Source organism: Salinimicrobium sp. CAU 1759 (genome assembly GCF_054482715.1).
In genome coordinates this window covers 151,208-165,868 of the sequence record NZ_JBTLRK010000003.1, presented here as the reverse complement: position 1 = coordinate 165,868, position 14,661 = coordinate 151,208, and the positions used below count along the sequence as shown (strand labels likewise).

General features: G+C 36.3%; 14 protein-coding genes. All 14 read left to right on the top strand.

All coding sequences use genetic code 11. From position 1 onward, the window contains the following. Window positions 1-48 precede the first annotated feature (48 nt). The 14 genes from ACXYMT_RS14025 (at window position 49) to ACXYMT_RS13960 (ending at window position 14,581) form a co-directional block, all read left to right on the top strand. Window positions 49-897, top strand: a complete 849-nt coding sequence (locus ACXYMT_RS14025) for a GLPGLI family protein (RefSeq protein ID WP_459059725.1) — start codon at window positions 49-51, stop codon at window positions 895-897. A gap of 1 nt (window position 898) precedes the next feature. Further along, on the top strand, window positions 899-3,526 hold the full coding sequence (locus tag ACXYMT_RS14020) for a carboxypeptidase-like regulatory domain-containing protein (RefSeq protein ID WP_459059724.1): 2,628 nt from the start codon (window positions 899-901) through the stop codon (window positions 3,524-3,526). Window positions 3,527-3,611: 85 nt separating this feature from the next. Continuing rightward, window positions 3,612-4,748: an N-acetylmuramoyl-L-alanine amidase family protein gene (locus ACXYMT_RS14015; RefSeq protein WP_459059723.1), complete on the top strand. Its 1,137-nt coding sequence runs from the start codon at window positions 3,612-3,614 to the stop codon at window positions 4,746-4,748. Between the two features lie 415 nt (window positions 4,749-5,163). Beyond that, window positions 5,164-5,889, top strand: coding sequence for a LytR/AlgR family response regulator transcription factor (locus ACXYMT_RS14010; protein WP_459059722.1), 726 nt, complete (start codon window positions 5,164-5,166; stop codon window positions 5,887-5,889). A 251-nt stretch (window positions 5,890-6,140) separates the two neighbouring features. Next, window positions 6,141-6,308 (top strand): hypothetical protein, encoded by a 168-nt coding sequence (locus ACXYMT_RS14005; protein WP_459059721.1) that lies wholly within the window; start codon window positions 6,141-6,143, stop codon window positions 6,306-6,308. Between the two features lie 333 nt (window positions 6,309-6,641). Beyond that, window positions 6,642-8,387 (top strand): sensor histidine kinase, encoded by a 1,746-nt coding sequence (locus ACXYMT_RS14000; RefSeq protein WP_459059720.1) that lies wholly within the window; start codon window positions 6,642-6,644, stop codon window positions 8,385-8,387. Window position 8,388: 1 nt separating this feature from the next. After that, complete coding sequence (locus ACXYMT_RS13995; protein ID WP_459059719.1) at window positions 8,389-9,060, top strand: response regulator; 672 nt, start codon at window positions 8,389-8,391, stop codon at window positions 9,058-9,060. Between the two features lie 284 nt (window positions 9,061-9,344). Then, window positions 9,345-9,596, top strand: coding sequence for a multiubiquitin domain-containing protein (locus ACXYMT_RS13990; RefSeq protein WP_459059718.1), 252 nt, complete (start codon window positions 9,345-9,347; stop codon window positions 9,594-9,596). Further along, entirely contained in the window at window positions 9,580-9,984 is a 405-nt protein-coding gene (locus tag ACXYMT_RS13985) for an E2/UBC family protein (RefSeq protein WP_459059717.1), read from the top strand. The genes ACXYMT_RS13990 and ACXYMT_RS13985 overlap by 17 nt, the downstream gene beginning before the upstream one ends. Window positions 9,985-9,986: 2 nt before the next feature. Next, window positions 9,987-11,435, top strand: coding sequence for a HesA/MoeB/ThiF family protein (locus tag ACXYMT_RS13980; RefSeq protein WP_459059716.1), 1,449 nt, complete (start codon window positions 9,987-9,989; stop codon window positions 11,433-11,435). Further along, entirely contained in the window at window positions 11,428-11,868 is a 441-nt protein-coding gene (locus ACXYMT_RS13975) for a DUF6527 family protein (RefSeq protein WP_459059715.1), read from the top strand. The genes ACXYMT_RS13980 and ACXYMT_RS13975 overlap by 8 nt, the downstream gene beginning before the upstream one ends. A gap of 91 nt (window positions 11,869-11,959) precedes the next feature. Then, on the top strand, window positions 11,960-12,214 hold the full coding sequence (locus ACXYMT_RS13970; RefSeq protein WP_459059714.1) for a hypothetical protein: 255 nt from the start codon (window positions 11,960-11,962) through the stop codon (window positions 12,212-12,214). A gap of 60 nt (window positions 12,215-12,274) precedes the next feature. Next, window positions 12,275-12,976 carry a hypothetical protein gene (locus ACXYMT_RS13965; RefSeq protein ID WP_459059713.1) on the top strand — a complete coding sequence of 234 codons (702 nt, stop codon included), beginning with the start codon at window positions 12,275-12,277 and terminating at the stop codon, window positions 12,974-12,976. 138 nt (window positions 12,977-13,114) lie between these two features. Next, window positions 13,115-14,581, top strand: a complete 1,467-nt coding sequence (locus ACXYMT_RS13960; protein ID WP_459059712.1) for a P-loop NTPase fold protein — start codon at window positions 13,115-13,117, stop codon at window positions 14,579-14,581. The last annotated feature ends 80 nt before the right edge of the window (window positions 14,582-14,661 follow it).

Below are 14,661 nucleotides of genomic sequence, written 5' to 3'. Positions count from 1 at the left end.
CCCACTGAAATCAGTGGGCTTCATTGAAATTTTAAACTTAATAATCAAATGCAAAAATCATTTATAAAAATTAATTTGTTAATTTGTGTCCTGCTTATTTCTATTGGAAATACATCTGCACAAATAACTACCGAAAAAACGTACAAACCCAGAGAATTTAAAAAAGTAGTTATTGATACTTCTGAGGTGAATTTTTACTATAAGTACTCTACTCTCAAGGAAAAAAAGGAAGACAAGGCATTAGAAACTGGATACACAACACTTTTAATTGGCGATAAATTCATCAAATTTACTGATTATTATACGGCCGAAATGGACTCCCTAGAAGAAAACTTAAGTCTTAAAAAAGCAATTAAATTAGAAGAGCTAGAAGATGGTGTAACCATTCTTTCAAAGATGAAATTTAAAATGACTTTAGTGAAAGATAAATTAAAGGATAATGCACTCTTTCAGAGGAGATTACGAGGAATTTATGAATATCAAACCAAACCGCCAAAACTTAAATGGAAGTTATCAAACGAGAAAAAACTAATTGCGAATTACAAAGTCCATAAGGCTACTGCAGAATATGGAGGCAGAAAATGGACTGCATGGTACTGTCCCAAACTTCCACTTCCTTATGGGCCCTATATTTTTGGCGGTCTACCAGGCCTGATCATAGAAGTGTACGATCAAGATAGAAATTTTCATTTTGTAGTGGAGGGGAACGATAATAGGAATAGAGAAATTTACATAAGAAATGAAGACTATATCGTAAGAACTACAAAAAGAAATTATTTAAAATATGAACGCGCCTATCACAACAGACCGGATTTATTTACAAATCCAAATGTGAAAGAGGTTAATACCCCTAATAAAGGAATTCCCTACAATCCCATAGAGCTATCTGGAGATTAATATGGGAAAATGGATTTTTCTGTGGTTATTAATTTTTCCCTATTGTGTTTTTGCTCAAACTTCTCTAAAAGGGAAGGTGACGGATTCTTTGAACCAACCTATAAAAGGTGCAAATATATTAATCACTACAGATAGAAATAATAATGCCGTCACCTTCGGTTTTACAGACAATACAGGAGCCTTCCACCTAACTTTCACAGACCCTTCCGATTCACTGAAATTAAATGTTAGAAGTATGGGCTTTCAAGAAGAATATCGAATTATTAAAAACAGTTCCCAAATTCAAAATTTTGTCCTCAGGGAAGAAAGTATTCTATTAAATGAGGTCTTACTAAAAGCCCCAAAACCGATTTTAAAAAGAGGAGACACTCTAGTTTACCAAGTTTCTTCTTTTTCTCAGGAACAGGATAGGAGTATTGGCGATGTCATTAGCCGAATGCCTGGAATTGAAATCCAAAGTAATGGACGTATTTTATATCAAGGAAAACCTATAAATAAATATTACATTGATAATTTAGACTTATTAGGTGGACAATATGACCTAGCTAACAAAAATCTTCCTAATAAAGCAGTGGCCCAAGTTCAGATTATACAAAATCATCAACCTATCAAGATGTTGGACAGCTTGGTGTTTTCTGATCAAGCAGCAATCAACATAAAACTAAAAGATAAGAACACATTTACAGGACAGGCAGAACTTGGAATGGGCATGTCTCCCTTACTGTGGGATCTAAATTTCACACCGATGCTTTTTTCCAACAACAGCCAAATGATTGGCACTTACCAAGCTAACAATACGGGAAATGATCTTTCCTCTCAACTGGCTGATCTCACTGGGGAAAACAATGCTCGAGGTGCTTTTATAGGCCAAGAATGGTTAAAAATTAAAAATATATCGAATCCTCCAATTTCTCCGAACCGATGGTTGGACAATAATAGTCATATGTTCTCCACTAATTTCCTTCACAAATTAAACAATGAATACTTTTTCCGTGGGAAAGTGTCGTATATCAATGAATACCAACAACAAAAGGGAATTATAGAAACTCTATTTTTTACCCCGAGCGACACATTTTCTATATTAGAATCCCAGCATAATGAATCTTCACTCAATTTATTTAACTCCAGTTTTACATTAGAAAAAAACACTAAAAAAAATTACCTAAAAAATGATCTCCGATTCACTGGTTCTTGGGATCTTAACAGTGGTAGTATAAAAATTAATAACGAGCCACTATTGCAAAAGTTGAACAACCGTTTATTTAGTTTTAGAAATAATTTACGTTCGGTCAAGGCTATTGGAGATAAGTTGCTTAATATCGATTCTGATTTCGAAATAAGTAAAACTCCGCAAAATTTAAGAGTGTTTCCCGGACAATTTGAAGATTTATTTAATGATAATACTCCTTATGGTTTTTTAACTCAAAAGCTGAATCTGAGCACCCTTTATACTAACAATTCCTTGGGATTTACCGAAGGGTCGGGAAATATTACATTTTCACCTAAAATAGGTTTTACGAGTCATTTACATAGGCTCGAAAGCGATATTTCTGTTGATGATGATCCGCCTATAAAGCAGGAATTTCGAAATAACCTCACGTGGTTTAGCAATGTACTTTACCTGCAATTGAAAACTCAATTCAGGAAAGCAGGATGGTTGACTACAATAAATACATCATTTAATTATTTTTCCTATCGAATAGATGATAAGCCGTTGCAACAGGGGGAGGATTTGGATCAATTTACTTTCGACCCAGGTTTATTTGTAGCCCGAAATTTAGGCCAACGCTGGAAAATTAAAGGATCTGCAATTCTGAGTCACAACTTTGGTACAATTAAACAACTGCATTATGCTTATATATTGAATGATTACAGAGATCTACAGCGAATAGACGCCCCCATTCCAAAGATTGTGGAAAATAATTTCAGCACGGAGATTTCCTATCAAGATCCTTTGAAAGCTCTCTTTGGAGTTATTGATTATTCTTATAGAAATATTAAAAACAATCTTATTTTTGAGAATACTATAATGGAAAATGGAAAGATAGAAATTAATGCTTTTGATCAGGAAAATTTTAGAACAATTCAAAATGTTTCAGGTAAGTTCACTAAGTATGTAGAGAAATATAAGACAAGTATCACTTTAAAAGTTGATTATTATAAGCAGAACTCCGAAGTTTTTTTGAATAGTGAGTTATCAACTTTAGAAAATTATACCCGAAGTTTGGGATTTAAATTGGAAACTGATATTGGTGATCGGTTTAATGCCACTTATATTCCTCAATTTCTCTCCTCTAGCAGTGTTATTGAAAAGCAGCCGCAAAGGAATACCAAACAACAATCTCATCAGCTTTTGCTTAATTTTTTTCCTTTTAAAAATCATTATTTGGGTGCAATGATCCAATACAGAAATACGGATCAAGATTTCGATCAAACTCATAAAACCTTTTCTGAACTTGTCTATCGATTTACCCCAAAAGGAAAAAATATTGACTTTGAAATAAACGTGAATAATGTGACTAATATTAAAAATTTTCACACAATAAGTATCAGCGACTATAGTTATACTGAAACAAATTACAGTTTACGACCACTCCAAATTCTATTAAAAGTCAAGTTTGTCTTATAAAACTTGTTAGCTATTAATTAATAAAGAGAAATCCATGAGTACAATAATGGAAAATTAAAATATACTCTTTAAATTTTGTTCATTTATGAAAGGAACCTTGATTCATTTTTTTTTAGTCTTTTTTACTGGCCTTTCTCTATCTCTTACTGCCTCTAATTATGAGCCTTCAGTACGGGAGTTTGTGATCGTTTTAGACGCGGGGCATGGAGGGCATGATCCGGGAAATTCCTGGAATGGGTTCAGTGAGAAAAAAATAGCTTTAGAGATCGTGTTGAAAGTCGGTGCAGAATTGGAAAAACTGCAGAATGTGAAGGTTCTATACACCAGAAAAAGTGACGTCTTTGTTACTTTGGCGGGAAGAGCCGAAATAGCAAACAAGGCAGATGCCGATCTTTTTGTTTCAGTACATATGAATGGCCATAAATCCCAGGCACAGGGAAATGAGACTTTTGTTCTTGGCTTGCATAGAAATCAGGACAATTTGGAAGTAGCGATGCGTGAGAACGAGGTAATTTATCTGGAGGAAGATTATAAAGCTACATATGACGGATTTGATCCACAATCTCCTGAGTCTTACATAGGACTTACTCTAATGCAGGAGGAATACCTTGAACAAAGTATTTTATTAGCAAATTTCATTCAGATGAATTTTGCGACCAATCTTAAGCGAGTTGATAGAGGCGTGAAGCAAGCAGGATTTCTTGTCCTGCGGGAAACATATATGCCGAGCGTACTCATCGAAGCAGGATTTTTAAGTAACAAGACTGAAGGAGCGTATTTGAATAGCGACAAAGGACAATCGGAAGTATCCAAATCCATTGTTGATGCAATTAAAAGTTATAGAAATAGTATCAATCTGGAAGTGCTTAACGGCCCATCTTATAACTTACCAATTGAATTAGCAACCGTACCTGCGGACAATGTCAGTGACACCTATGAGGGAATAACTTTTAAAGTTCAAATAGCCGCAACAGGGAAAAAAGTGGATGCGGCTCCAAAGAACTTTAATGGTCTTAAGAAAGTAGAAAGAATAAAAGAAGGGAAACTCTATAAGTATTATTTTGGGACCACTTCAAGTTATCTGCAAATTAAGGAGCTTCATGACTTGGCAAAAAAGAGAGGATATCAAACTAGCTACATTGTTGCATTCCGTGAGAATGTAAAGATCACACTTGACGAAGCATTAAAAACTCAGACTAAGGAAACAGTGGCCCAAAACTAAAAATAGGATAATAAACTTTGATTGACTCTTTAAAAGGTTTAAAAAAAAAGACCAGGTTATAGAATAAAGTTTCAAAATTTGAAATTAAAAAAAGATTGAGTTAAAAGTCAGTTTGACGCACTATATCTGTCGATGAGAGGCATATGTTTTAGGCTTCAGCTATTTCGTTTTGCTTGACCGTTTACTAGGTTATGAAGGAGGAGTGATGGCAGAATGTAGATATTGACCTTCAAAAAAATTAGGTTCTAAGGAAGAGGATCATATAATAATTTGGGCCTGTATACAAAAATTAAAACCCGCTAAAGAAGTAAGGCCTTTCTGAAAAGCTTTTTATTCAACTACTGTAATTTAGCTTTAGCGGGTTGACTGATTATCATGCATTTCTGGTTAAGGTCAGCCTTTAATCGAATCGGGAATGAACATTAGCGTCTGCATTATAAATTGCGACAAATCTGTAAGGCTTAAGATCAGAAAATTCTTGGGAGAATATGGAGAATTTTCTTGTTTAGGCAACTCAGAAACCTATGACGATTCTTTAGATTTTATTCTTAAAACTACTCCGGATGTCATCTTTATTGATCTTAATGAGCGAACGAATTTCTCTCAATCCCCTATTCAACTAATCCAGGAACTATATCAATATCTTGATTGCTATCCCCTATTAATTGCAATTTCCGGCTCCAAGGATCAAGCATACGAAGCAATTAAACTCGGATGTTCTGATTACCTTCTCACTCCTTTGACAGATTTGGAGCTGAGAAAAAGTTTATTCATGATTAAAAAGAAGGTGAAAAATAATGGTACGGGCAAAATTTGCCTAAGATCCTATTCGGATTATCAATTCTTGGACCTGAATGAAATATTATTTCTCAAGGCGGATGGTAACACCACTGATTTTGTAATGTTGGAGAGAAAAAAAATTCCGGCCTTCAAGCCAATTAAGAATTTCGAGTCCATTCTCCCCAGAAATTTCTTGAGAGTACATAAAAGTTACATCATAAATACAGATTTTCTTCTGCGCATAAATTTTGCAAAATCAAGATTAACCCTAATTGAAGAACATGTTATTCCTTTTTCCAGAGCTCATAAAAGTCAGCTGGCTATGTTAAAGGAAACCTTTTTCAATCTTGAGGCGGTTTAGATAAAACCGTACCATTCATCCTCAGAATCAAACCGTTCGAACCTGATTGGGAGCAGTTCAGGAGATAGCCCCTATTGCTGGGTGAGAAGACCTTATTAACACCATACATTTGACCTGTTAACAAAGCTTTAAGAGCTGATAAAATCCTCTTTCAGCTACTCGAATTCGGATTATTTCATTGTGCACGATGAACAAAAATGGTCAGGTCTACCTGATTATGAAATTTTTATTAATCGAAACCAAATGTAAAAATGAAAAAAATCAAATTCCTATTGTTCGGTCTTCCTATGTTAACTTTTCTTACTTCCTGTGAACCTGAAGAAATACCAACTGAAGCTTCTGCCCAAGAAGTTACACCCACTGAAATTTATGCTGATTCGGGTGAAGAAGGAACTCCTATTGATGACAAAAAGGATTAAAGATTAGATCCTTTAGAAAAGGCCCTATATGGGCCTTTTTCTTTTATATTTGTTTTTAAATTTTTTAAAATTAAAAGTTACACCCACCTTATTTTTGCTTTTCTTCTACTCTACCTCTCCAGCTGTACTGAGAGAAAGTCATCATTTAATTTGGAGATAAAACAGGAGTTGGCGAAATCTGAGGGTTTAAAGGAGGAAATTTTTTCTGATCCTTCCAAGAGTGATTCTGTACTGAACGAAATCTTTTCGTTTAGTCAAGATTCTATTAAATCCAAGGTTTTATTTGATATTTCCTATAATTTTTATTCTAAAAGGGATTCTCTGAATTTTCGGTTGTGGAATAAAATAACCCTCCACCATTCCCTAAACTCCAGAGACACTGCGCGTGTTGCAGAAAGTTTTTGGGATCTCGCAAATTTCTTTTATAAAGAAAAGATTCTGGACAGTTCATACTATTACTACAATGTTGCCTTTGATTTATATGAGCAGGAAAATGATGACTACCACGCTGCGAGGATGTTGATTAATCTGGCCACTATTCAAAAAGATATAAAGGATTACCAGACCAGTGAGATTACTGCGATTCGGGCGTTATCAAAATTACGCCGGTTAAATAAGAAATACCAGCTCTACTTGACCTATAATATCTTAGGAGTCACAAACAATCATCTTGAGCAATTCAATGAGGCCTTAAACTTTCACGAAAACGCTTTAGAAGTAGCTGAGGATTTGGGTGATAGAATGCTACAAGCGCTGACTTTGAACAACATCGGGGTTGTCTATAAAAACCTGGAGCAATATCCTGAAGCAATTAGAAGCTATAAAGCAGCACAAGGAGTAGATAGTTTACAAATAAAATATCCGGAACTTCATGCAATGTTAGTAGATAATCTGGCATATGCTCGATTTATGAGCAAGGACTCTATAAATGTCGAACAGGACCTTCTTAGGTCTCTGGCCTTAAGAAAAGAAATTGATCATTTTTCCGGTATTGCCACGAGTTATCTTCATTTGGGAGATTATTATTTAAGTTCTTCGGATACTTCCAAGGCGCTTCATAACTATATGGAGAGCAGGGAAATTGCTATTGACAAAAAATTGAATGAAGAATTTCTTGAGTCAACTTTAGCTTTAGCCAAATTAGGGGGAGGAAGGTCCCAGGAGTTTTATAATGATTACATTGAGAAATCAACCGAATTTTTGCAGGAAGAAAGAGCGGTAAAGAACCGATTTGCTAAGATTCGCTTTCAGACCGATGAGCTGATTGCGGAAACCAAGCGTCTTACAGAACAAAGGGTTTGGATTACAGTGGTTTCTGTACTGGTAATTATGTTCTTGTTGCTACTCTATTATTTGAGGGTACAACAGACTAAGAATAGGGCATTAGTTTATGAGCGGGAACAAAGGATTGCCAATGAAGAAATATATAAGTTAATGCTAAAGCAGCAGTCGAGGTTAGAAGAAGGCAGGCAACAGGAAAGGGAAAGAATTTCTTCTGACTTGCATGATGGTGTGCTGGGCAGATTATATGGTACGCGTTTAAGTTTAGAATTTCTCAATATAGAAATGTCACAGGAAGAATTGAATAAATTCAGCGCTCTTACAACTGAACTTCAAAAAATTGAGAAAGAGGTCCGGGAAATTTCACACGATTTAGTTTCAGAAAATTTTTTCAAGGATTCAAGTTTTGTGAGAATAATGGAAAACCTCCTGGAGGAAAGAAATAAGCTGGGGATTACGACTTTTAATTTTCAAAATTCTCCTGACATCAGATGGGAGGCCATAAATGAAGAGGTGAAGTTGGACTTATACCGGATTGTCCAGGAAGCTACGCAGAACATCGTAAAGCATTCCGGCGCAAAAGAATCCTGGATTGCCTTTTGGGAAGAAGACTGCAAAATAATATTAATCATTAGAGACAATGGAAGTGGATTTTCTATGGGTGAGGAGAAAAAAGGCATAGGTTTAAAAAATACGGAGTCAAGAATTAAAAAATGGAATGGAGATTTTTTTATAACTTCTTCGCCAGGACAAGGAACAGAGATAAGAATCGAGTTACCGATTGAAAATGGAGTATAAAATGAACACTTTTAATGTAGTTATTGTCGACGATCACCCTTTAATAACTGATTCCTATAAGACAGCTATAGAAAAGATATTTTCTTCCAGAAATATTATAAGTAAAGTCACCATTCATAACAACCTGGATTCTGCTTTAGACGATTTCAAAAACTCCACTGTCTTTTCTGAAGCAGATCTTATTTTTCTGGATATTCAATTACCCCCCTCTAAAGATGACGAAGTACTTTCAGGTGAAGATTTAGGCATTAAGATCAGGAAGAACAAGCTTTCTGCCAAAATAGTAATTTCTACCTCTTTAAATGATAATTTCCGAATCCATGGATTATTAAAGAGCATAAACCCCGAAGGTTTCCTGATAAAGAACGACATCAATAAAAGTGAGTTGTTAATTGCCATTGACAAGGTTATACATACGCCTCCTTACTACAGCCATACGGTTCTTCAGTTAATGCGTGATCAAGTGAGTTCGGATATTGTTTTGGATGCCAATGACAGGAAGATATTATTCGAGCTTTCCATAGGGACAAAACTTAAGGATTTGCAAAAGGTAATTCCATTGTCCTTAAGCGGAATCGAAAAGAAGCGTCGCAATCTTAAAATTCTTTTCGGCGTTGAAGAAGAAGGGGATCGTTCCCTTGTACTTAAGGCAAGAGAAAAGGGTTTTCTGTAAGAATTTTGAGACTTGTTTTACTTTTATTTTTCAAATTTTGAGGCTAAAGATGAGTCTCTTAATTAAAATATAATCTTCTATATCATATGCAACCGCAAGTCATTCGCAGCAGTCTTCAACGTGCATTTGTATTGCATTTAGACTGCTTAACCTATGATCTTTTATACCTGGGTATAATTTTTTTTAATGAAAACCCTTACTATAAGTAAGGGTTTTTCATTAGCTCCGCAACTATTCTGATATACTTTTGGGCTCAAATATCATATGCTAAAATCCATAAGAAGATGAATAAAAAATGGAAGTTTAAAATAGAAGAAGAAACCCACGACTGGGATAAACAAATAATAACAGGAGCAGAAGTCAGACAGATTGGGCCGGGAATTCCTGATAACATGGATCTTTTTTTGAAGCGGCAGGGAAGGCCGGGCCAGCTTGTAAAGAAGGATGATAAAATTGACTTGGACGAAAAGGGAATAGAAAAATTTTATTCTCAGGAATCAAGTTCGGAAGCTGGAATTTATGGCTCTATTATTTGAAGATGATTACGAACTACTGAAGAGTTCGGGTTTGGTCATAGAAGAGGATGAAGCTAAAAGGTTTTTAGTAATCAAGAATTATCCTGTTCAGCCGGATTTGTACTTTGTCGGGGGGCAGCCAATCACTGAACTTGAGGTTCTAGTAGTTATCCCTTCGAATTACAATACGAGTGGAGGAGATATGTTTTGGACTTATCCCCGTATTTCAAGAGCTAATGGAATGATCATTCCAAATTATGGAGGTGATCCACGAATTCACGCCGGAAAATCTTTTGACAGATGGTCGAGACATTTCAAACCCGGATCCTGGATGCCGAAAATTGACAATGTTCAGAAGATTCTCAGTAGAGTAGAATGGGCTCTGGGGAACCCTCAGGTAACCGGATAAACATGGATCGAATAACTTTATTAGGATCTCATCAAAACCAGCTTACTTCATGGCTATCATCCCATCCGGAGGGTCACGAACGCGGAGCAATCATTTTTTTTAGGAGGTTCGGGCGGAAGGTAGCCGGACTTCCGCATTCCGAGAGGTTCGTTTCTTTTGATATAGAACTTATGGATGACGATTGGATCCTGGATAGTTCGGAAGTTCACTTGCGCATTAACATGCGCAAACTACCTGAAGTGTACTTCAGATGTGAAACAGAAAACTTAGTATTAGGGTTTGTTCATAGTCACCCGAGTGGGGTACTGCATTTTTCTCGAAAGGACGACATTAATGAAGATAATCTTATCCATGGACTGGCCGGGTGTAACGGGATTAATTCGATTCTGGTTTCAATCATTTTCTGTGATGGTACCTGGAGAGGGAGAATAAGGACAGGGAAAGAACCGAATGAGGCTAAGCCGGTGCGACATATTTCTGTTCTCAACGATAAGCTCGAACTGCACCACGTTATTGATTCAAAAGATTCTCCAAAATCTTTATTACGTCAGGAAACAGCCTTTGGGAAGCCTTTCAACGCAAAACTGGGTTCGCTTAGGGCTGCTGTTGTGGGTCTTGGAGGTACGGGTTCCCCGGTAGCTACTATGCTGGCGAGATGTGGTATAGGAGAGTTAATCATTATAGACGGTGATGCTTTTGAGGAAACGAATATGAATCGCGTACGGGGCTATAAATCTTCGGATGTTGGACATAAGAAAGCTAAGTCATTGAAGAAATTCATTGATGATCTTGGATTGGGAGTAAAAGTGATTGCTTTTCCGGAATTTGTAGGGGATTCTGGGGAAGCGATCGATTCCCTTTCCAGTGCTGACGTGGTTTTCGGGTGCACAGATGATGTTGCAGGAAGGGATTTGCTGAATCATTGTATATATTATTACGGGCTTATCCTAATAGATTCCGGGCTTACCGGGTTTATACAGGAGGGAGAAGATGGATCGCCTCACTTACGGGATCATAGGGGGAGGGTAAGCTGTATTTTGCCTGAAATGGGCGCCTGTTTAAGGTGTCAGGGGGTTGTAACAGATATGAAGCTAAAATATGAACAGGCAATAAAAGACCGGCCGGAATTGGCAGACCTTGATCCGGAAACATTGAAAAGAGAGCACTACCTGGTTGGAGGTGGGAATTCTGCTCCGGGAGTCGGTCCATTTACTTCCATGACTGCTGATAATGCCTTGGCTACTCTTATGAATTTAATAAAACCTTATCGAAGGCTTCCGAGCGATCTAAGACAGGACAACATTTGGGTAGATTTTGTTCATATGACTATTCATAGTAATGAGCCTGTTGAAAATCCTGATTGTTTATACTGCAGGAAAAATTTCTTAACCTTAAAAGAGGAAAACTACCGATTAGATATGGCAAAACTGGGAAAAATCTCAAATGTTTAAAGGTTTATTTAAAAAATTGAGATGTGTATTTGGAAGAAGCTCTTCGAGGGGAAATGATGCAAAAGCTCCTCATTTTGACGGCGTAGTGGTAAGCACCAAAGCTCCCTCGAATGATGAGATTCAAGAACGAGTTTTTATTAAGGTAGTATACAAGGGTAAACCATACTGGTGTCTTTTTAAATGTCCCTGTGGCTGCAGAAGAGTAATTAGTCTTTCCTTACAGGAAAATCATGAACCTCACTGGGAATTAAAAGTTACGGAATCCGGCCGGCCCAGTTTATTTCCTTCTGTTTGGCAAAACACGGGGTGCTTAAGTCATTTTTGGATTGATGGGGGAAGTGTTCTTTGGTGCGGAAATTCCGGAATGAAACCATGGTTGGCAGAGCCGGATTTTTACTCTGATCCCAAAGATAAAACAAGGGGAAGGGGATAAACTCAAAATTTCCGCCAGTTCCGGGGAAAGAGTTTATTTTAAACCGGAAGCGAAAAATAAAAAAAAGACTAAAATTTAAAATTAAATAAAAATGGAGAGAACTTTATATTTTCTCAGTTATGATCTTATCAAAGCTAAAGATTATCAAAAACTCTATGATGAGTTATCGATATTTGGTGCGAGTAGGGTTTTAGAATCTGTCTGGTGTTTTAGATATAATAGGGACAGCTCCCGGGTGCTTAGGGATCACTTTATGCTGTTTATTGATAATGATGATCGTCTTTTGGTCATAGAATCTGCCGATTGGGGCGGTGTTAATTTACAGTCCGACCCGAATGAGGTATAGGATAAATCTGGAAGCCTGGAGAGGATTTCCCTGACAGTGGTCTTTTGCTTTTTTGAAGTTATGAAACAAAACCTTGAATGGGAACAAGTAATTGAAGTGGTTACCCCACTTACCTCAATTGTTGCTGTAATAATCTATTCCATTGCACTTTTTACAGCAACTCGGCAGAACCGGATGATCCTGAGTCAAAACCTCCGACCTCATTTTGAAGAGCTTATAAAAGAATATGTAGAAATGGGTAAGGCAATGGAAGCAACGCCATTAATACCGGGTGCTAAGGGAATTAATGTTTTTAATTATCGAGAGGAGCTTAAAGATGCATTCTACAAACTTCTAACTCACCCCGATTACAATGTGGATTTGCAAATGGTGAGAATAGGAAAAGTTATTACCCTCGAAGATCTTTGGGGGCGTGACTACTATCCTGATCTTGAATTAATAATTAATCTTCTGGATGAGCCTGTAGGCCTTAATTTTTTTCATACCGACGTGGCCTTTCTAATTAGGACTGTTAATGATTCTAAGATGATTACAGAAGATAAGGAAATTATCAAGCAGAAAATCCGAAACAAGCTTCTGATGGAATATTTCAAACAGCTCAACCATTTTGAAACGGATTCAAGACATGCTATTCACCTTCTAAGGCTTAGTAATGGCAAAGTAGTACCCAAGAAATTGGAAGAAACCGATTTTTTCAAGTATAGACATCTATTTGTAAAGGAGCTAACTAACAGCAGGGAATTGTTTGTGAGTAAAAGGTGAGAATAACAAAGAATGCTTCTATACTAAATTATTCCATCTCATTTATTTATAACTTGTTTTAGAATCTGTCCGGTATTTGATTAAATAGAGGAAGTGGAATTGTCTTTATAAACCGACTATAATTTTAAATTAAAGCCTTTGGAAGAATTTGACATTAGTACTGAAATAAAGAGATTTGCCAATCACATAGAACCTGATTTCAACAAGTACATTTTATTCTCCGGAATTTTTGGAATTGGGAAGACCTATTTTTTAAGACGATTTTTCCAACAAAAACCTGGATACCTTTCAATTAGGATTAGTCCTGTGAATTATGCAGTTGCTCAAAATGAAGATATATTCGAATATATTAAATATGATATTGTTTATGAGCTACTTAAGAAGTATCCAAAACAAGAAGATCTGCCCGATGTAAACACCAATATGTATTGGCAGGTTTATCTCCTGAATCACTATAAAGAGATTTTCTGGGATATAGCCCAAAATTCTTCCAAAATAGACAAGCGTTTTGAGGCTATTTTTAATGCTGTCAAAACTTTAAGGAATCATTTGAAGCAGGCGAAAAAATTGACTGAACAAAATGATCAAAAGCAGTTAGAAGATTTTTTCAGCGAAATTGAAAAGAAGCCTGGAACCATTTTTGAAAACAACTACGTCACACAAATAATTCGAGGTATAGTTGAGGATTTTAGGATTTCCGATAATGAAAAGAAAGTCGTATTAATTATTGATGACTTGGACAGGATAGATCCGGAACACATTTTTAGAATTCTCAACGTATTTTCTGTACACAATGACTATGACCAAGGTGAAAGCCACAAATTTGGATTTGATAAGGTTATTATAGTTTGCGATGTGCAAAATGTTAGAAACATATTTCACTCTAAATACGGAGGGGACACAGATTTTAATGGGTACCTTGACAAATTTTATTCTTCGGAAATATTTCATTACAGTATTAAAAAAGTTGTAGCGAAATCTATTTATTCATTTCTACTTCAGATTAAATCCACAGATTCAGATATTCAGTCCTGGTTTTACACCAGATCAGAATTCGCCAGATTACTCTCAGAAATTCTAACAGCATTCTTTCTGGCGGATGCTATAAATATTAGGGCTCTGGTAAATTTTCTAGGTACGGAGTATGAGGTGGAAGAAAGATTTGTGGAAATTGGAAGGAAAACTTATAATAGCTCTGTTCCCTCATTGTTTTTGTTTGATTTATTAGAGAGACTCTGTGGGGGTGAGCTGCAGTTAAAAACAGCACTCAAAAAAACTAAAATTTGCTTCAACCTGGTCGTGATGGATGGATGGCAGTACGCTTACGGCCTTCTCGCTTTGATATTGGATGTGGATAACAATAAGCTCAATCCAAAGGATGAACTGTTCTACAGAAACAATGATTTAAATACCGATATTATCTATAAAGTAGAATCCCATGGATATGGGGTAATAGGAACGGCGGCAATTGTCAAGGGAACAACTCAAAATTTTGAGAGAACAAATCCGGACTTCCAAAATTATGGTCGGTTGCTGATGAGAGAGTACAATCCTTTTTTTGAATTACTTCAACAAGCTTACTACAAAAAGCTTTCTTTAAAATAACTACGGGAAGAAAGCAATAAGATGAAAAATTTCCTTATTGGAAGTGGCCAATTGTCTATTATCCCGGTTTTATGCGAATT